The 19,410-nt window shown below is 48.6% G+C and carries 16 protein-coding genes and 1 pseudogene; 8 read left to right on the top strand and 9 right to left on the bottom strand.

Annotated elements, in window-relative coordinates; genetic code table 11:
* Positions 1-10: 10 nt before the first annotated feature.
* Entirely contained in the window at positions 11-490 is a 480-nt protein-coding gene (locus HUK38_RS00285; RefSeq protein WP_182581772.1) for a hypothetical protein, read from the bottom strand.
* 34 nt (positions 491-524) lie between these two features.
* On the opposite strand from HUK38_RS00285, the gene HUK38_RS00280 reads away from it, so the two are divergent.
* From HUK38_RS00280 to HUK38_RS00255, 6 genes are all read left to right on the top strand, one after another.
* Entirely contained in the window at positions 525-1,403 is an 879-nt protein-coding gene (locus HUK38_RS00280) for a biotin--[acetyl-CoA-carboxylase] ligase (protein WP_182581771.1), read from the top strand.
* Between the two features lie 99 nt (positions 1,404-1,502).
* Complete coding sequence (aceE, locus tag HUK38_RS00275) at positions 1,503-4,157, top strand: pyruvate dehydrogenase (acetyl-transferring), homodimeric type (protein WP_182581770.1); 2,655 nt, start codon at positions 1,503-1,505, stop codon at positions 4,155-4,157.
* A 66-nt stretch (positions 4,158-4,223) separates the two neighbouring features.
* Entirely contained in the window at positions 4,224-4,484 is a 261-nt protein-coding gene (locus HUK38_RS00270) for a DUF4160 domain-containing protein (RefSeq protein WP_182581769.1), read from the top strand.
* A gap of 4 nt (positions 4,485-4,488) precedes the next feature.
* The gene (locus tag HUK38_RS00265; protein ID WP_182581768.1) at positions 4,489-4,743 is read left to right on the top strand and encodes a DUF2442 domain-containing protein; all 255 of its coding nucleotides are present in this window, start codon (positions 4,489-4,491) and stop codon (positions 4,741-4,743) included.
* Positions 4,744-4,930: 187 nt separating this feature from the next.
* Positions 4,931-6,703, top strand: a complete 1,773-nt coding sequence (locus tag HUK38_RS00260; RefSeq protein ID WP_182581767.1) for a 2-oxo acid dehydrogenase subunit E2 — start codon at positions 4,931-4,933, stop codon at positions 6,701-6,703.
* Positions 6,704-6,855: 152 nt separating this feature from the next.
* Positions 6,856-10,065: a helicase-related protein gene (locus tag HUK38_RS00255; RefSeq protein ID WP_182581766.1), complete on the top strand. Its 3,210-nt coding sequence runs from the start codon at positions 6,856-6,858 to the stop codon at positions 10,063-10,065.
* 50 nt (positions 10,066-10,115) lie between these two features.
* Here HUK38_RS00255 and HUK38_RS00250 read toward each other — a convergent pair whose 3' ends face one another.
* Complete coding sequence (locus HUK38_RS00250; protein ID WP_182581765.1) at positions 10,116-10,322, bottom strand: hypothetical protein; 207 nt, start codon at positions 10,320-10,322, stop codon at positions 10,116-10,118.
* Positions 10,323-10,333: 11 nt separating this feature from the next.
* A complete protein-coding gene (locus HUK38_RS00245) occupies positions 10,334-10,606 on the bottom strand; it encodes a hypothetical protein (RefSeq protein ID WP_202985495.1) in 273 nt (90 codons plus the stop codon).
* A 199-nt stretch (positions 10,607-10,805) separates the two neighbouring features.
* Here HUK38_RS00245 and HUK38_RS00240 point away from each other — a divergent pair, with 199 nt between their 5' ends.
* Complete coding sequence (locus HUK38_RS00240; RefSeq protein WP_182581764.1) at positions 10,806-13,853, top strand: Eco57I restriction-modification methylase domain-containing protein; 3,048 nt, start codon at positions 10,806-10,808, stop codon at positions 13,851-13,853.
* Positions 13,854-13,862: 9 nt separating this feature from the next.
* Here the strand turns inward: HUK38_RS00240 and HUK38_RS00235 are convergent, their stop codons facing one another.
* The 4 genes and pseudogenes from HUK38_RS00235 to HUK38_RS00220 form a co-directional block, all read right to left on the bottom strand.
* A complete protein-coding gene (locus HUK38_RS00235; RefSeq protein WP_182581763.1) occupies positions 13,863-14,213 on the bottom strand; it encodes a type II toxin-antitoxin system PemK/MazF family toxin in 351 nt (116 codons plus the stop codon).
* Positions 14,210-14,473, bottom strand: coding sequence for a hypothetical protein (locus HUK38_RS14845; RefSeq protein ID WP_238787329.1), 264 nt, complete (start codon positions 14,471-14,473; stop codon positions 14,210-14,212). The genes HUK38_RS00235 and HUK38_RS14845 overlap by 4 nt, the downstream gene beginning before the upstream one ends.
* 207 nt (positions 14,474-14,680) lie before the next feature.
* Positions 14,681-14,782: pseudogene (locus tag HUK38_RS15470) on the bottom strand (DNA polymerase subunit beta); the annotation flags it as partial.
* A 56-nt stretch (positions 14,783-14,838) separates the two neighbouring features.
* The gene (locus HUK38_RS00220) at positions 14,839-15,390 is read right to left on the bottom strand and encodes a CinA family protein (protein WP_182581761.1); all 552 of its coding nucleotides are present in this window, start codon (positions 15,388-15,390) and stop codon (positions 14,839-14,841) included.
* Positions 15,391-15,764: 374 nt separating this feature from the next.
* On the opposite strand from HUK38_RS00220, the gene HUK38_RS15555 reads away from it, so the two are divergent.
* Positions 15,765-15,830, top strand: a complete 66-nt coding sequence (locus HUK38_RS15555; RefSeq protein ID WP_194365763.1) for a PEP-CTERM sorting domain-containing protein — start codon at positions 15,765-15,767, stop codon at positions 15,828-15,830.
* A gap of 668 nt (positions 15,831-16,498) precedes the next feature.
* On the opposite strand, the gene HUK38_RS00210 is transcribed toward HUK38_RS15555, so the two are convergent.
* Positions 16,499-18,109 carry a methyl-accepting chemotaxis protein gene (locus tag HUK38_RS00210; RefSeq protein ID WP_182581760.1) on the bottom strand — a complete coding sequence of 537 codons (1,611 nt, stop codon included), beginning with the start codon at positions 18,107-18,109 and terminating at the stop codon, positions 16,499-16,501.
* Positions 18,110-18,235: 126 nt separating this feature from the next.
* A complete protein-coding gene (ruvB, locus tag HUK38_RS00205; RefSeq protein ID WP_238787328.1) occupies positions 18,236-19,246 on the bottom strand; it encodes a Holliday junction branch migration DNA helicase RuvB in 1,011 nt (336 codons plus the stop codon).
* Positions 19,247-19,410 lie beyond the last annotated feature (164 nt).

Below are 19,410 nucleotides of genomic sequence, written 5' to 3'. Positions count from 1 at the left end.
TTGTGAAAGTCTATTCTGCTCCCCCACTGTATAATAGATGCCATTCGCCTGACTGCGGGTGCTTATCCAATAGAATGAACTCGCCTGAAAAAATCCAAATATCATACAGGTGTGTTGGATGCGTTTCGCGCCGCACACGTTCTTTAATTGGAATGCCCTCTTCACATCCAAAACAAATCATTAATATTTCATTACCCGTTTTCGTTTTTTGATACCAGTCTGGATTGACAACGGCGCTGAATCGGGTGAATTGTAATACCGCAATTCGATCTGTTTGATCGTGATGCGCCGAATAATTGCGATACGCTTCAATATATTGCTGTTTATCTGCGGTGGGTTTTGATTGCTCTAACATGCGAAACAATGCCTGTTGTTCAGGCGTTGACAGGTAACGCCCGTGACCAATCACAATTGGTTCATCATAAGCGAAACTCAATTGTGACACGAACGCAGTCAATGCAAAAACAATTAAATAAAATGTCGGATTCATATTTGCTGTTCCAATTATTTATTAAGATAAAACTGTGAATTTTTCACACTGTGACACGACACTTCATGCTGAATATCAGGACGCCATTTTGCTCCCGCTTGACTCTGCTCTCATTCGCGCCGCACTGCCGCACAATCATCAAGCATCACTCGGTGAATTGCACGTTTTTAATGAACTGGACTCGACCCAGACTTGGTTATTGAATCATGCCCGGCAGAATAACGCACCCAGCGGCAGTTGTTGTTTTGCTGAATTTCAATTTGCCGGGCGGGGGCGCAATGGCCGACAATGGCTATCACCACGCGGTGCGCAATTAGCTTTTTCATTGCTGTGGCACAGCCGCCATCAATTCGCGCAATTAAACGGCTTGAGTTTAGTGATTGGCGCGGCCATTGCAACGGCATTAACCGCACTTGGCGCATCCTCATTAGCGCTTAAATGGCCAAATGATCTACACTGGCAGCGGCGCAAATTGGGCGGCGTGTTAATTGAAACCAGCCGAGTTCATCCCAAACTAACCACGCTCATCATTGGCATTGGTATTAATGTTCAGATACCAGCGGCGCACTTAAACGCAATTGACCAGCCGGCGGTTGATTTATTCACCGTGATGAGCGGGCAATTACCTAACGGCGGTCGCAATACGATTGCGGCGGCGCTATTAAATGAATTACTCATTGCCTGCGCGGAATTCGAGCAGGTCGGTTGCGCACGCGGCTGCGCCCGCTGGCGGCAATTTGACGAGTACAATGGGCAGGCGATTTGCTTGACGTTGGGCGATCACGCGGATAATGCCCAACAAATCAATGGGATATATCGCGGGATTGATGCGCACGGCGGCATTTGTATTGAAAACGCCGCCGGTCAGGTGCGCAGTTATGTCAGCGGCAGCGCCCGATTTATCGCGCCCTAATTGGTTAATCGCGTATAATTAACCGCGTGTCAGCATTAAAAAAATGCGATTACTTCATCCACTAAATCAATGAACTTGAATTGAAAAACTGCAATGACCATGCTTAATTCTCCCGATCACGATCCCCAAGAAACCCAAGAATGGCTCGATGCGCTCACTGCCGTGTTAGAAAATGAAGGCACGGAACGGGCGCATTATTTATTGGAACGTTTAATTGAACGCGCCCGCCGCTTTGGCGCGTATTTGCCATTCAGTGCCAATACCGCGTATCTCAATACAATTGCGGTGCCACAGCAACCACGTTTTCCCGGTGAACGCGCAATGGAACGGCGTATTCGTTCATTGATTCGTTGGAATGCAATGGCAATGGTGGTGCAAGCCAATCGTTTATCCACTGAATTGGGCGGTCATATTGCGTCATTTGCATCGAGCGCGACGCTGTATGATGTCGGTTTTAATCACTTTTTTCATGCACCGACACCCGATCACGGCGGCGATTTAATTTTCACACAAGGGCATTCAGCGCCCGGGATTTATGCCCGCGCATTTATGGAGGGGCGGATTAGCGAAGCGCAATTACATCAATTCCGCCAAGAAGTGAATGGCAATGGATTATCGTCTTATCCGCATCCGTGGTTAATGCCGGACTTTTGGCAATTCCCGACCGTATCAATGGGATTGGGGCCATTGATGGCGATTTATCAAGCGCGGTTTATGCGCTATCTATCAGATCGCGGCTTGGTGAATACGGATAACCGCCGCGTGTGGGCGTTTTTAGGTGATGGTGAAATGGATGAACCCGAATCACTCGGCGCCATTTCATTAGCCGCCCGCGAGCGGTTAGACAATTTAGTGTTTGTGATTAACTGCAATTTACAGCGCTTAGATGGCCCCGTGCGCGGTAATGGTAAAATCATTCAAGAATTAGAAGCGGTGTTTCGCGGTGCCGGCTGGAATGTGATTAAAGTCATTTGGGGGAGTTATTGGGATCCGTTATTAGCACGGGATAAAAACGGTCTATTATTAAAGCGCATGGAGGAATGCGTGGACGGCGATTATCAGGCCTATAAAGCGAAGGGCGGTGCCTATACCCGCGAGCATTTCTTTGGCAAATATCCCGAATTGGCCGAGATGGTGGCGAATATGACGGATGAGGATATTTGGCGATTAAATCGCGGCGGCCATGATCCTATTAAAATCCACGCGGCCTATGCTGCTGCGGTGCAACATCGCGGTCAACCAACGGTGATTTTAGCCAAAACTGTGAAAGGTTATGGAATGGGCGTGGCCGGCGAAGGAATGAACATTACGCATTCACAAAAGAAAATGGGCGAGGATCACTTAAAAGCATTTCGTGATCGGTTTAATATCCCAATTTCGGATGATCGCATTGCCGAAGCGCCCTTTTATCGGCCGGCCGATGATAGCCCCGAAATTACTTATTTGAAAGCGCGGCGGGCGGAATTGGGCGGTTATTTACCAGCGCGGCGGGATACCGCGCCTGCATTAGATGCGCCGCCATTAACGGCATTTCAACCGTTATTAGAAAGTAGTGGTGAGCGTGAAGTCTCAACCACGATGGCGTTGGTGCGGTTATTAACAATTCTGGTGCGTGATCCGGCACTTGGCTCGCGGATTGTGCCCATTATTCCTGATGAAGCGCGGACATTTGGCATGGAAGGCATGTTCCGCCAATTGGGTATTTATTCATCGGTCGGTCAATTATACGAACCGGTAGATTCGGATCAGGTGATGTATTACCGCGAGGACAAAAAAGGCCAGATTTTGCAAGAGGGTATTAATGAAGCGGGGGCAATGTCATCGTGGATTGCGGCGGCGACGGCGTATGCCAATCACGGGCAGGCGATGATTCCGTTTTATATCTATTACTCGATGTTTGGTTTTCAGCGCGTCGGTGATTTGGCGTGGGCGGCGGGTGATATGCGGGCGCGTGGGTTTTTAATTGGTGGCACGGCCGGGCGCACGACATTAGCGGGTGAAGGATTGCAACACCAAGATGGTCACAGTCATATTAACGCGGCGACCATTCCCAATTGCGTGAGTTATGATCCGGCCTTTGCGTATGAATTGGCGGTGATTATTCAAGACGGTTTGCGGCGGATGTATCAATTGCGGGAAAATTGTTTTTATTATATTACCGTGATGAATGAAAACTACCCGCAACCGGCATTGCCCGATGGCGTAGAAGAGGGTATTAAACGCGGGTTGTACGCGATTCAACCGCAATTAAATGCGCAGGTGCAATTATTAGGTAGCGGTGCGATTTTGCGCGAGGTTTTAGCCGCGGCTGAATTATTGCAGAATGATTTTAATATCACGGCGGCGGTGTGGAGCGTGACCAGTTTTAATGAATTGCGCCGCGATGGGAGTGATGTGGAGCGGTGGAATCGGCTGCATCCCGCAGCGGCGCCGCGGGTCGCGTATGTCACTGCGCAGTTGGGCGCGAGTTCGACGCCAATCGTGGCCGCAACTGATTATATCCGCGCTTATCCCGACCAAATCCGCCCGTACCTCCCGTCGTCACAGCGGTATGTCACACTGGGCACGGATGGGTTCGGGCGCAGCGATTTGCGCTCGCAATTGCGCAAATTTTTCGAGGTGGATCGCTGGCATGTCGTGGTCGCGGCATTAAAAGCGTTGGCGGATGATGGGCAATTGGACGCGGCGGTGGTGAGTGATGCCATTGCGCGCTATCAAATTGCGACGGATCAGGGGCATCCGGTGACGCGGTAATGATTGATTAATCGTTCTCATGCAGCGCGTGGGGACGATTCACTTCTTATTAAATGGAATTGATCCATGCCAACGATTAGCATGTTTTATGGAATGGTCATTCAGATGTTTTTTCGGGAGCATTGCCCACCGCATTTTCACGTTAAATACGGCGACTACAAAGCAATTATTGCTATTAACCCACCGGAATTGACTGAGGGCAAACTACCGCGCCGCGCACTCAATCTTGTGTTAGATTGGGCTGAACTGCATCAGAGTGAATTATTAGAAAACTGGCAATTGTGTCAAACCATGCAACATCCAAAATCAGTTGCACCATTGGAGTAACATCATGGAATGGGATGTCGTTGATGTGAAAGTCATGCCAGAGTTTTCTTTATGGGTACGTTTTCGTGATGGTGTGGAAGGCATGATTTATTGTTCGCCAACATTTTTCCGCGGCGTATTCGCACCATTGCATGACCCATTGCAATTCGCGGCCGTGACCATTGTGGATGGTGTATTAACTTGGTTAGAACATCTGGATTTAGCACCTGACGCCATGCACACAGAAATTAAACAACATGGCTATTGGCAGTTGGAATAGCCGCGACGGTTGAGTGGCCGCGGCGTAACCTATTATATTTCCCAACTGTGATTTGTCATATCGAGTGTAGCGAGAAATAATTTGACTAATCTGCTACGCCCTTTTGAATTGATAAACGGGATTAACTGAATGATGAACAGACCGAATAGTGACCACTTTTTTATTATTGATTTGAGGATATGTGCGCGTGACTACGCTGATTGATGTTGTATTACCCGACGTTGGCGACGTGGCCGATGTCGAAATCGTGGAAATCCTCGTCCAAGTGGGCGACACCATTAGCGCGGAACAGCCGCTGCTGGTGGTGGAAAGTGACAAGGCGACGATTGAAATTCCCGCCCCCGCTGCGGCGGTGGTGCAGGAATTGATCGTGACCGCCGGGCAACGGGTGAGCAAAGGCGATTTGCTCATGCGCACCACGCCCGCGGACGGGGTTGCCGCCGCACCTGCGCCACTCGTGACGCCGCCGGCCGCGCCAATCTCTTCACCCCCCTTTGACAAAGGGGGGCAGGGGGGATTTCTCGGCGCAACTGGGCAGGGGGGATTTCCCGCCGCGCCAGCACCCACTGCGGCGCCCGCCTCACCCCTCGCCCCGATTGAGATTTGCCTGCCCGACATCGGTGACATTAAACGAGTGCCGATCATCGAGGTGCAAATCCGCCCCGGCGATGTGGTCAACGCCGAGCAGCCGCTGTTGATTTTGGAAACTGACAAAACGACGCTGGAAGTACCCACGCCGCTTGCCGGTTTAGTGCAACACGTCTGGGTGCAGGTGGGCGATCAGGTCGGCTACGGCGACCGCTTGTTGACGCTGCTACCGACGGCGACGGAAGAGCTGCCGGTCAACTCGTTATTTGCCCATGATGACAAAACGCTGCATCCGCCCACGACTGCCGCGCTCGCCGGTGAGTCGCGCAAAGCACCAGTGCTGCCGCGGCCGGCAGATTTAGCCGCCATCGCCCCGGGTCAATTACCCCACGCCAGCCCCAGTGTGCGGCGCTTTGCCCGCGAGTTGGGCGTGGATTTGACCCAAGTCACCGGCACGGGGCCGAAATCGCGCATCGTCAAGGAGGATGTGCAGACATTTGTTAAACAGCGTTTGGCCACGGCAGCGGCACCAGCGGCGGCGACCAGTTCATCCGCAACTGCGCCTACCGTGACCAGTTCACCCGTGGCACCAGTCGCACCCGCGTCTCCCCCCTTTGACAAAGGGGGGCAGGGGGGATTTGCGCCGACTTTGACCGCTGCTGATTTCGCCAAATTTGGGCCGGTGGAAACGCAGCCGCTGGCGCGAGTCCGCCGCGTGAGTGGCGCGCACCTGCACCGCAGTTGGACTACCGTGCCGCACGTCACGCAGTTTGACGCGGCCGACATCACCGATCTGGAGGCGTTCCGCACCAGTCAGCAAGTCACTGCCGCCGGGGTCAAATTGACGTTGCTGCCGTTCGTGTTGAAAGCGGTGGCGACGGCGCTGGCGCGGATGCCGCTGTTGAAAGCGTCGCTGATTGACAACGGCGAGCAGGTAGTGTTGAAACAGTATTGCCACATCGGCGTCGCGGTGGACACGCCCAACGGGCTGGTGGTGCCGGTGGTGCGCGACGTGGATCACAAGGGACTGCTGGCGCTGGCGACCGAGTTGGCGGCGCTGAGTGCCAAAGCGCGGGACGGCAAATTAGCGCCGAGCGATTTGCAGGGCGGCGTGTTTTCGATCTCCAGTTTGGGCGGCATTGGCGGTACGGCGTTCACACCGATTGTCAACGCGCCCGAAGTCGCGGTGTTGGGCGTGTCACGCGCCACCACGCAGCCGGTGTGGGATGCGACGAGCAAGCAATTCGTGCCGCGCTTGCAATTGCCGCTGTCATTATCGTATGACCATCGCGTGGTGGACGGCGCGGATGGCGTGCGCTTCACCACGTTATTAACGCAATTGTTGGGCGACATGCGGCAATTGTTATTGTGACGGTTTAATCTGTTTTTCACAGCGTGGGATTAAACAATCGTGATTGATTAATTGCCACGCTCATCAAAAAAACCCAGCTCTGTTAATTGACAGCGCTGGGTTTTTTATTGATGATCTGTTCGTCATCACCCGCCCGGTAATTATTAATACCCATGCCTACCGATCTGACTTTCATCACCAATGAACACGGCCAGCATCTCCGCGACCGTTTCACAGTTTTATTAACCCAAAACACCCGCTGTTTTGATTGCCTCGTCGGCTATTTTTTTATTAGCGGATTTCATCAACTCCACCCCGCCTTAATCAACACCGAGCAGATTCGGATTCTGATTGGGATTAACACTGATCGCCCGACGGCCGCGTTAATTCAATCGGCACCGGCGCAGCAGGAAATCCCGCTCGAATCAAGCGCCCGTGTTCATCAACAATTGCCCGCCACCATCCTCAATGAATTAACCGCCGCCGAAGACAGCGCCGCAATTGAAAACGGCGTCACGCAATTCGTGGCGTGGATTCAATCTGGCAAATTGGCGATTCGCGCTTATCCATCGCACCAATTGCACGCCAAATTGTACGTTTTGACATTTCACGACGGCGACCGTGATCGCGGGCGGGTGATTACCGGGTCGAGTAATTTCACCGCGGCGGGTTTGGTGGACAATCTCGAATTCAATGTTGAATTAAAAAACCGCGCTGATTATCAATTCGCGCTGGATAAGTTTAATGAATTATGGGCGCAGGCGGTGGATGTCAGTGCAGATTACGTTGAAACGATTACTAAACACTCGCCTTACGCACCCTTCACACCGTATGAATTATATTTGAAATTATTAGCGGTCTATTTCCGGCGCGAATTAACCTTGACTATTGATGATGTCGGTTCTGATTTCCCCGACGGTTTTAAGCAATTGCAATATCAAGCGGAAGCAGTGGCGAGTGCGCGCAAGATTTTGGATGAATACGGCGGCGTGTTTTTAGCGGACGTGGTGGGATTGGGTAAAACGTACATGGCGGCGTTATTAGCGCAACAATTAAATACGCCGTGTTTAATCATTGCCCCGCCGCATTTATTAGATTGCAATAATCCCAATGCGTGGCCAACCGTATTCCGCGACTTTGGTGTGCGCGGTCATCACTGCGAATCGGTGGGCAAATTAGCGGCGCTCTGTACGCAGGATTTGCGCAAATTCACGACGGTTTTTATTGACGAATCGCACCGTTTTCGCAGCGATTCGACGCAAAGTTACGCCCAATTGCAGCAGATTTGCGCGGGCAAGCGCGTCGTGCTGGTGTCGGCCACGCCGCTGAATAATTCACCGCAGGATATTTTGAGCCAAATCAAACTGTTCCAGCCCGGCCGCAATAGCACCATCCCAAATGTGCGCAATTTGGACGCCTTTTTTGCCAAGTTGCGGCGGCGGCTTGACGGTTTAGATCGGCAACGCGATCGCGCCGAGTATGTGCGCACGGTGCAGGACAATGCGCGTGACATCCGCAATAAGGTCTTGAAATATGTGATGATTCGCCGCACGCGCACCGAAATTGCCAAGTATTACGGCGCGGATTTGGCGCGGCAGGGCATCCGTTTTCCCGACGTGGCTGATCCGACGCCGCTGTTTTACCAGTTCAACGCGACCGAGGCGCGGGTGTTTGATGACACGATGTACGCGCTGACGCAGCGGTTTCGCTACACCCGTTACATGCAGTTGACGTATCGCAGGGGCGAAGCGGACGCGCAAGTCATTCACAGTCAACGCAATTTGGCCGCGCTGATGAAAATTCTGCTGGTCAAGCGGCTGGAGAGCAGTTTTGCCGCCTTTCGAGCCACGTTGGCGCGGTTTATCACGACGTATGAGCGTGTCATTACTGAGTATCACAACGGGCGGGTGTTTATCAGCAAGCGGCACAGCGGCAAGATTTTTGACCTGCTGGACAAGGATGATGACGTCGGCATTGCGCGGTTGCTGGAGGCGGATCAGGCGGAACAATTGGCGGCGGCTGACTTCATGCCGACGTTTTTGACGGATTTGGAACAGGATTTGGCGGTGTTGCACGGTGTGCGCGACGGGTGGCAGTTAATGACCCGCGATCCGAAGTGGGAATGCTTTCGCGCTGAGTTGCAGCAGTCGCCGTTGCTGCGCACCGCTAAAGTCATCATTTTCACCGAATCGCAGGAAACGGCCGCCTATCTGGCCGCCAACATCCGCGATCAGGTCGAGTCACGGGTGTTGCTGGTGACGGGTGAAACCGCGCCGTGTGTCCGCCAAGCGGTGATCGCCAATTTTGATGCCAAATATCATCGCCCCAAAGATGATTACCGCATTTTGGTGGCAACGGACATTTTGGCCGAGGGCGTTAATTTGCATCGCGCTAATATCGTGGTTAATTATGATATTCCCTGGAATCCAACCCGTTTAATTCAGCGCGTCGGGCGAGTCAATCGCGTCGGCAGTGCATTTGAGCGCATTCACACCTATAATTTTTTCCCGACTGATGAGGGCAATGATTTAATTAAATTGCGCGAGGCGGCGGAGGCGAAAATTCATGGGTTTATTCAAATGCTGGGCGCGGATGCGCGGCTATTAACTGATGATGAAGAAATCGTGTCGCATGATTTATTTACGCGCTGGCATTCTAAAGAAACGGTCACGGGTGAGGCGGGCGATACTGATTCTGAATTGCCGTTTTTAACTGAAATTCGTGCCGTGCGCGATCAACAACCCGCGTTGTTTGAACGCATTAAACGTTTGCCAAATAAAGCGCGCTCGACGCGACAAGTGCCCATTGCGGCGGTGTCAACCATGCCAGCGGTATTGAGTTATTTTCGGCAGGGGCAATTGGATAAGTTTTTGATGAGCAGTGGCGCTGGCGCGGCGCCAGTTGAATTGGATTTCGTGACTGCGGCGACGCTATTAAAACCTGCTGATCTGAATGAAGTGCGCCAACCTATTCCGCAGCGGTTTTATGCGTTATTGGAGCAAAATAAAACGGCGTTTATCACTGCGACGACCAGTGACATTGAACCCGCCGCGGCGCCGCGGGATCATCAACATGAGCATTACATTGTGAAGCGGTTAAAAGATAAAACGGTGCGGCGGTGTCCGCAATTCACCGCTGCGGATGCGCAGTTTATTCACGATGTATTGCGTTTGGTGGAGGCGGGTTTATTGCCCAAAGCGACGGCTAAAACAGTGGCGGCTGAATTGAAATCCCCAGCGAATCTATTGCCAATGAACGTGTTGGCGGTGCTGCGTCGTTTAATTCCAGCGGAGTTGTTGCAAATAGATCGTGCTAAAACAGTTCACCGCCCAAGCGCGCCGGTTGAAGTGATTGTGTCGTCTTATCTTATTGGGGGTGAGTGATATTGTTATTTGTTTTGACGCAATTAAACTCATTAGATTTCTCCCTCTCCCTAACCCTCTCCCGCCGGGAGAGGGAATTGAGAACGATCAATGAGTGTTGTTGTTTGACCTTGACGGATTGCTTCGGCTAATGCCACTTCTTCTAGTGCATCAATGAACACTTCACGCAATAACGCTCGCTGTTCAATGAGTGTTTCTGTCAATACTTGTTTCAGCAGTTGTTTTAATTCCGGTGCATCAAAAACGATTTGTGACATGACCATCTCCGTTAATTGCTATGTTTGATGAGTGATTGTCGTCTGGGAATATCATCGAGCTGCGGTTCAGAGCCACCTAGCATCGCAATGACTGCTGCGGCTGACTGCGCTGGCAATTCGCCGGCGTGAAATAACGCAATTGATTGCTGTGCCGCAGTTGCAATTGCGGTGCGCCGCTGTTCAATCCCGCGTTTGTGTAGGATTTCAATTAACATTTCCTGTTGTTCTAAGGGGAGTTGCGATGCAGTTTCAATAATATGGTTGAAAGTCGTTGCGTTTGACATGAGCGAATATTCCAAGTAGGGGTGTTAAAATAGTTGTTGGTTGTGACTGAACCGATCAGCAAATTATCCTTCAAAGTGACGCAATTAAACGAGCTAAATTTCTCCCTCTCCCTAACCCTCTCCCGCTGGGAGAGGGAATTAAGAGCCATCTCTCCCTAACCCTCTCCCGCCGGGAGAGAGAATTAAGAGCTAAATCACCATGAACCCACAACAAGCCCGCATTTATATTGCTAATCTATTTTCCCACGCATTCAATCGCGTCAAGTTTTTGGAATTCACGCGCAATTTACTCAACGACAATTTTGATGAAAACAAGGCGACGGTTTGGCCGAAAAAATATATTAAAGATGCGTTTAAGCCGTTTGTCAATCATTATGAACGGCTCGGCACTTACACCGCGCCAGATGATGATAAATTAGACGTACTCATTGTTCATTTGACGAATGATGCGCAATTAGAACGGGCGCGGACGGCGCTGCGCAATTTTATTGCCGATCATCTTAAACAGCGTAATGAAAAGGATGCGGCGCTGGTCGCTTTCGTGTCACCGAGTGAACAGCAATGGCGGTTTTCATACGTCAAAATGGAATACAGCGCCATTGAAACGGCGGCGGGGACGGTTGGTATTAAAACGCAATTAACGCCAGCGCGGCGCAGTTCTTATTTGGTCGGGGCAAATGAAAGTTGCCACACCGCGCAGTCGCGGTTTATTGGGTTATTACAGGAAGTGCGGCGGACGCCGACATTAACGGAGATTGAAGAGGCGTTTAGCGTTGAATCCGTTACTAAAGAGTTTTTCAAACAATACGTCCAGTTATTTAATCAATGCGAGGCGGCATTGACTGAATTGGTGGCAAATGATGCGGCGCTGGCGGCGGAATTCACGCGGGCGCAGATCAATCCCGTTGAGTTTATTAAAAAGTTATTAGGGCAGTTGGTGTTTTTGTATTTTTTGCAAAAGAAAGGTTGGCTCGGTGTTAAACAAGATGGCAATTGGGGCAGTGGTGCGCGGGATTTTTTACGGCAATTAACCAATGGTGCGCATGGTCAATACACCAATTTATTTAATGACGTATTAGAGCCGCTGTTGTATGACACGTTGGCGACGGATCGCGGTCATGCCGCGTGGTGTGCGCAATTCAATTGTCGGCTGCCGTTTTTGAATGGCGGGTTATTTGAACCGCTGGGCAATTACCATTGGCGCGAGGTGGACGTTTTATTACCAAATGAATTATTCACCAATAATGAACGCACGGCGGCGGGCGATATTGGCACGGGGATTTTTGATGTCTTTGATCGCTACAATTTTACCGTGAATGAAGCGGAGCCATTAGAGAAGGATGTGGCAATTGATCCCGAAATGTTGGGCAAGGTGTTTGAAAACTTAATTGAAGATAATCGCCGCAAAGGGTTGGGCGCGTATTATACGCCGCGTGAAATTGTGCATTACATGTGTCAGGAAAGTTTAATTAACTATTTAGAGACGCAATTAAACACGCCTGAATTGACAGCAGTGCCGCGAGCAGATTTGGAAACGCTGGTGCGGTCGGGTGAGCAATTGCTGAATTATGAATCTGTCAAAACACATTACGCCGGGCGGGAAATGCCGGCGGCGATTCAACGTCAGGCGAAGTTAATTGATGAGGCGTTGGCGGCAATGACCGTGTGTGATCCAGCGGTCGGATCAGGCGCATTTCCGGTGGGAATGATGATGGAAATAGTGCGGGTGCGGTTAGCATTAATGCCGTATTTTAATACCGCGCAGCCGCGCTCGGCGTATTTATTTAAACGTCATGCAATTCAACACTGTTTATACGGGGTTGATATTGATCCGGGCGCAGTAGAGATTGCGAAATTGCGGTTGTGGTTGTCATTGGTGGTGGATGAAGAAGAGGTGGAGCAGATTAAACCGTTGCCGAATTTGGATTATAAAATTGTGGTGGGCAATTCGCTGTTGGGGGTGAGTAAAGATTTATTTAACGAGGCGTTGTTTCGGCAACTTGAACAATTAAAACCGCGCTATTTTGATGAATCAGATCGTGATAAAAAGGCGCAGTATCGGCGGGAGATTGAGGCGATTATTCACCAATTAACGAATGGCAAGGCGGCGTTTGATTTTGAATTGTATTTTTCGGAGGTGTTTCAATCTAAAGGTGGGTTTGATGTGGTGATTGGGAATCCGCCGTACATATCGGCTGTAGCTCATGCAAAAACAGACGAATCATTGCGGAAAACGTATCGAAAAGAATATCCGCTTGTAAAAGGTGCGTTTGACATTTACACGCTCTTTTTGTTAAAGGGGGTAATTATTGGCAGCAAGACAAGCGCTTTTAGTTGGATTATTCCCAACAAAGTTTGCGTTTCGATATATTCAGAAGCAGTCATCAACCATTTGAAACAACATGGACTGCAAGCGGTGATTGATGTTTCTCAGCATGACGTATTTGAAAACGCCGCAGTGTATCCAATTATTTTTGTTGGCAACAAAACTTCAAATTCATTTGCTGAATACGAAATTGAAAAATTAGAAGACCTGCGCTACAACCGTTTAATTGCTAGGAAAAAGATGAAAGAATTTAAAACCTTTCGTGATAATCATATTAAATTTGCATCAGGTACAACTGGTTTTCAAGCGCAACAATTAGTTCCCTACATTGGAGATATGCCCGACGAGGATCGTATACCGTTTGTTGTGAGTGGTTCTATTGACCGGTATTCAATCAAATTTAATAACGTAAGGTACATGGGTAAAACCTATAAAAAAGCATTTATCAAGAGATATAACAAGATAGCAGCGACGAAATGGGAGTTCTGGACACGAGAAAAAATTGTAATTGCGGGAATGACGAAAGTAATTGAGGCTGTTTATTGGGAAGCGCCATTAGCCTTGGGCGTGGGCGTTTATGCTATTCACGACTATGGAGGATTTGATCCTAAATTTTTATTGGCCGTGCTTAATAGCAAGTATTTATCATATTACATGAACATAAAATTTAAAGATAAGCACTTGGCAGGCGGCTACATGGCTATTAATAAAACAACGCTTGAAGCATTGCCTTTTGTCATACCTAAAACTGCCGAGCAACAACAATCAATTGAATTATTAGTTGACCAAATCCTCGCTGCCAAATCTAATAATCCCAAAGCCGACACCAGCGCATTAGAACGGGAAATAGATCAATTGGTGTATGCCCTGTACGAATTGACGCCTGATGAAATTGCGATTGTGGAAGGGGCGGGGAAATAAGCGTATTCTTCAATTGTCTGCCATCAGCCATGCGGCGAGTCGTTGACGAATACGCCACAACCGATCCTTGCTAATTGATCCTAAACATCCAATGAGCAATGAATCATCCAATACAGCAAGTCGAGATAAACGCAACACACTCGGGACTTTCAATCCAGTTGCCGCAAATTCAGCGTCGCTTGATAATAAAATTTCATCAAGATGACTATCCGCTTGGTGGATTTGAGAGGACACCATGCAGACGAGCCAATCATTAAATCGAATAGATGCCGGTCGAATAAGCAGCACTGGACGCAGTTTTGCGTTAGACAGATCGGAATACGGAAATGACACCAATACGATTTGCCCCGCTTCCTTCATTGCCACCGCTCCTTGAGATCAGCAAGCGTGTACAGGTCGGGTTCATCTTCCATACCACGCAATGCCTGCTGCATTCCCATGACGCTGAATGCAATTGCTGCTTCACGTTCATTGTCAGCAGCCATCGCTTGATAACCGGTATCTAACGTATTCGTGAAAACATGCGCACGAATTAACTCTTTAATGAACTGACGCATCTGCTGTTCACTCATGGTGCGGTGCAATGCGTCATACACAGTTTCATCAAGCGTAATGGTCATTTGACGGTGCATCATTAAATACCGTGGTGTACATGAATCGTATGGCTGGTTGATCGTATTTGGTATAATACCATGAATGCCATCAACGTGAATAGCGAACCCGTCGCCCTGCGCGTTTGGACAATTGATTGCATGGTTGATATTGAATTGACTGACGGGCGCGTGATTGGCTTCGCAACTGATGCACAATTAACCGATGTCAGCATTTTAGACATTGACTTTTTCCCGTTCTACATAAGGTCGCAATTCAGATTGCAGTGCTTGTTCTGTCACTAAATCAATCGGGCAACCGAATAAATCTTCATAATGCAAGATGAGTCACGCCAAAACGTGCTTGCAATTCAGGTTTACTTTGGGTGAGTAATTCAACTACAGAGCGGCGATTCATTTGCCACATCCTCATTTTTCAATAGGATCAGCAACCGCGCCAGCGCCAATCGCACGGTGGCCGCGCGAATTTGCGCCCGATCACCACGCAACTGCACCGTGCGCGTCATCACCTGAATCGGTGCATCAGACGCCGCCGCCGCCCGCATCCCCCACGCCAAACACACCATCCCGACCGGTTTGGTGGCACTCCCGCCGCCGGGGCCGGCAATTCCGCTAACTGCAACGCTCATTTGGGCGTGGCTGGCGTGCAAAGCGCCAATTGCCATCGCCCGCACCACTGCTGGACTGACCGCGCCGTCGCGGGCAATTAACGCCGCCGGCACCCCGAGCATGTCAGTTTTCGCCGCGTTGCTATAGGTGACAAAGCCGCGATCAAACCACGCGCTACTGCCGGCACTGTCGGTTAATACCTTTGCAATCCACCCGCCGGTGCAGGATTCAGCCGTGACTAATTGCCAGTGGCGAGCGATCAATTGTTGCCCGAGTGTGTGGGCGCGGGTGGTGAGAAGTGTTGGTGAATCGGTCATGTTAATAATACGGTTGAATTGAAATAATGGTGTGGAAAACGGTACGCACAATCAAAGCGTGACCGGCATCATTGATAATGATCGGCACAGTTCATGGCAAATTATTATTATAACTCATGTTGTTATTCACTCGGAAGTTAAACGGTTTAAAGGTTAAAAAACTAACTGCTCACAACAAATCGTATTTTCGCGCCGAGTTAAAATAACGTTCTTTTAAATAGCATTTAATGGCTTAACTCTCTAAGTGTGCCACTCCTAGATTTGTTAAAATTCCCCCGTCATTAATTCAATTGGGAGCTTCACTATGCCATTCGATGCCCGCACCGGATTTATCTACATGAGTGCGATGAGCCGCTCGCAACAACGGCATTCCATTGCCCGGCACCCTCTGGTTAATTAGCGCCGGATTAGTTGGTTTATTAGCACGGCGGCGCCGTTAATTTATTTTAGACAAAGCCACGCCATCAAATAGCCCAAGCGCCTATTTCATCTCGCCGATGAGTCACGCTTCTTAATTGACGACTACCTCACTGGTAAAAATAGCGGCGCTGACCGTCATAAATACAACGGCGGTTGTGTCTATACCATAGTCAATCTAAAATAATTTAATTCAACACGGCAATTAATCCACAAACTCAATCGTCATTTCCGCGACAGCGGGAATGACGAAGAATGAGTGTCAGTTAATCGTTTGACATGCCGCTATTGGAAAAAATGTTCAGATAAACGCAATTGGCATGAAAAAGGACAAGTAAATGCCATTGGAGCTATAGTCAATTTTTGTTTAATTACAGTCGTATTATTTGTTGGTTCAATTAATTCCCAGATTTTTCTTTTATGGATAACTCAGGATTTATTGCCAAAATTACCAGCTAATTGTGTTGTCGTTATGGATAACGCTTACGCCTGCGAGACATTCGCGGCGGCGTTTTTAGCGTCTCGTTTAGCAATTGCACAACGCAATCACATTGGTTTGGCAATTAGAGCTTTATCGGATTAGAACGCTTCTTTTGTCGTACCGGAATTAGTTTTATAGAAGCGAAAAATAAAATCATCCGTAATGCTGTCAGATTATTGTATGCTCTGCCAACTGCATAACTCCTGACTGCTATTGGCGTAAATGCCCCGCTAATTCAGCAAGCTGTTGTGTTGCTTGTGAAGTGCATTGAGAATCCAGCGCAGTTTGCTGCACCACTTCTGCAATATAATGAATGTCTTGACTAATACTCACAGTAGTCACAGTTTGTTCTTCTGCTGCCGCGCTAATTTGATCTACTTGTGCCGTCACTGTATCAATTTGTTCTAAAATCATTTGCAATGCCGTGCTGGAATGACTTGCACTTGCTGTCCCCTGCGCGACATTTTTTAATCCAGCATCAATTGCACTGACCGCCGCCTGGGTTCCCCCCTGAATCGTCGCAATGATTTGAATAATATTTGCCGCCGCTTGCGTGGTTTGATCAGCCAAAGTGCGCACTTCATCGGCCACCACTGCAAATCCTTTACCATATTGCCCCGCGTTTGCTGCTTCAATTGCCGCATTCAATGCTAATAAATTGGTTTGACGGGCAATGCTTGTAATCAGTGCGCTAATTTTGCCAATTTCATTAGAACGGATATTGAGTTCAGTTAATTGTTCCGCTGTCTGTTTAACATGATCGGCAATACAGTGCATTGCATCAATTGTTTCAATTACAATGGCAACACCGCTATTTGCTGAAAGGCTTGCGTGCCGCGCTTCATTCGCCGCTGTAATGCAATTCTGGGCAATTTCAGCCGCAGTGGCGCTCATTTGTTCAGTCGCGGCCGCAACGCTAGTTAAATGTCCAGCAACTTGATTTGTACCATTGGAAATTTGCTCGGAAGTAGCACTCAATTGTTCTGCCGTTGTCGCCACTTGATCGGCTGATTGTTGCATGGTGTTAATTAACAAACGCAAATTATCGGCCATGCGATTGATGTCAATTGCTAATATGCCAAGTTGATCTGTGGCGGGATAGCTAACCGTGATATTCAAATGACCATTGGCAATTTCGTTGACAGCGGCAGCAAAAGATTCGAGGGTATTATTAATAAAACGCATTAAAAACAACGAAACCAAAATCCCCATCACAAATACGCCCAATGCAATTAAAATGCAATTCACAAGTACCTGATTAAGAGTGGCGGTAATATCGGCCAGCGAAATATCAACACCAATGACATAGCGATAGCCGTTTGCGGTCTGTGCTGGCACAAATACCGACCGAAATGTTCCCCATTTATCACTGTATTCGTCGTATTGAATTTGCTGCGTTTCAATTGCAATCGCAATGCTGTCACTCGCATCATCATACACACTGAGAAATTCAGTAAAGTTGCTCTCCGCTTTTTCTTTTTCAGTATAGCTGGATGCGGTAAATACAATATGCTGTTCTTGACTAATTATTGTATAGACATATTCCACCTGCGCTTCATTAGCAAACATGGATAATTCATCCATGCAGTGTTGATATTCATCTGGCGTCACGGTGTGATTTATTGCGAACTGTTGGTGAAATTCATCCATGACCAATTTTACTCCAGCCGCCGTTGTTAATAATTTAGCATCAATACCACGCATAATTTGTTGCGCTTGACTGGTATAGGTGTAGGTGGTAAAGACAATGGCAGTGACTAAATTAATAGTAATGACAGCGAGTAATAATCGTATTGGTAACGTGAGGTATTTGTTTTGCATGTTAATAAAACTGCCACCAAGCGGATGAGTGCGGGTTGTGTTAAGTGACGGCGCAATTGTAGAATGGGATGGCAGTTTTTTTAATAGATGATGCGAACTGTTCTGTTAAAAATAACACAGCAGTTTTCACAGATTTAATAATGATTCAGTGCTTGAGTTGATTGTTGCATTAGGCGGAGTTAAACCAAAATGTTGATAAGTTGCCGCCGTTGCCACCCGCCCACGCGGGGTGCGCATAATGTAACCCTGTTGAATTAAAAACGGTTCAATGACATCTTCGATTGTGCCGCGTTCTTCACCCAATGCTGCGGCAAGACTATCAATTCCCACTGGACCACCGGCAAATTGGTGAATAATGATGTGAAGCAGGCGTTGATCCATGTGATCGAATCCGCAATCATCAACATTTAATAATAATAACGCCGCGGCTGCGACATGATAATCAATATGACCCGCAGCGCGCACTTGGGCATAATCCCGCACTCGCCGTAATAAACGATTGGCAATGCGCGGGGTGCCACGCGAACGCCGTGCAATTTCTTTAATCCCATTTAAATCGGCTGGAATATTAAAAATCCCCGCCGAGCGCTGCACAATATCAATTAACTCTGCCGTATTGTAGTATTCCAAACGCTGCACAATCCCAAAGCGATCACGCAATGGTGAAGTTAATAAACCAGCGCGGGTGGTGGCGCCGATCAATGTGAACGGTGGCAAATCTAATTTAATGGATCGCGCCGCCGGGCCATCACCAATGATAATATCGAGTTGAAAATCCTCTAATGCTGGATAAAGAATTTCCTCAACCACTGGATTGAGACGGTGAATTTCATCAATGAACAATAAATCACCAGCATTGAGATTGGTTAATAACGCCGCTAAATCACCCGCTTTTTCTAATACCGGACCGGAGGTTTGGCGTAATTGACTGCCCATTTCATGCGCTAAAATATGCGCTAATGTCGTTTTACCTAACCCCGGTGGGCCAAAAATAAGTGTGTGATCGAGTGGTTCATTACGCTGCCGCGCTGCACTAATGAAAATTTCCAATTGTTCACGCACCCGCATTTGCCCAATGTATTCGGCTAAACGGCGCGGACGAATGGTGCGCTCTAATAGTGATTCATCTGGGTTCATGTCTGGTTTAAAAAGAGGATTGCGTTCCATTCTAAATGATGAATATCTAATAGATGAGAATGAACAGTAATAAAGTGTTTTTAATTTTTCTTACGCTCCAGCGTGCAGGGTTGTTAAGTTCCTCAGTTAAGACAGCCATCATTCCCGCTTTCGTGGGAATGACG

The organism is Thiospirillum jenense (assembly GCF_014145225.1).
GTDB classification, from domain to species: domain Bacteria; phylum Pseudomonadota; class Gammaproteobacteria; order Chromatiales; family Chromatiaceae; genus Thiospirillum; species Thiospirillum jenense.
Note: the sequence above shows the minus strand (reverse complement) of the source record. Positions and strands in the feature narration are given on the sequence as shown.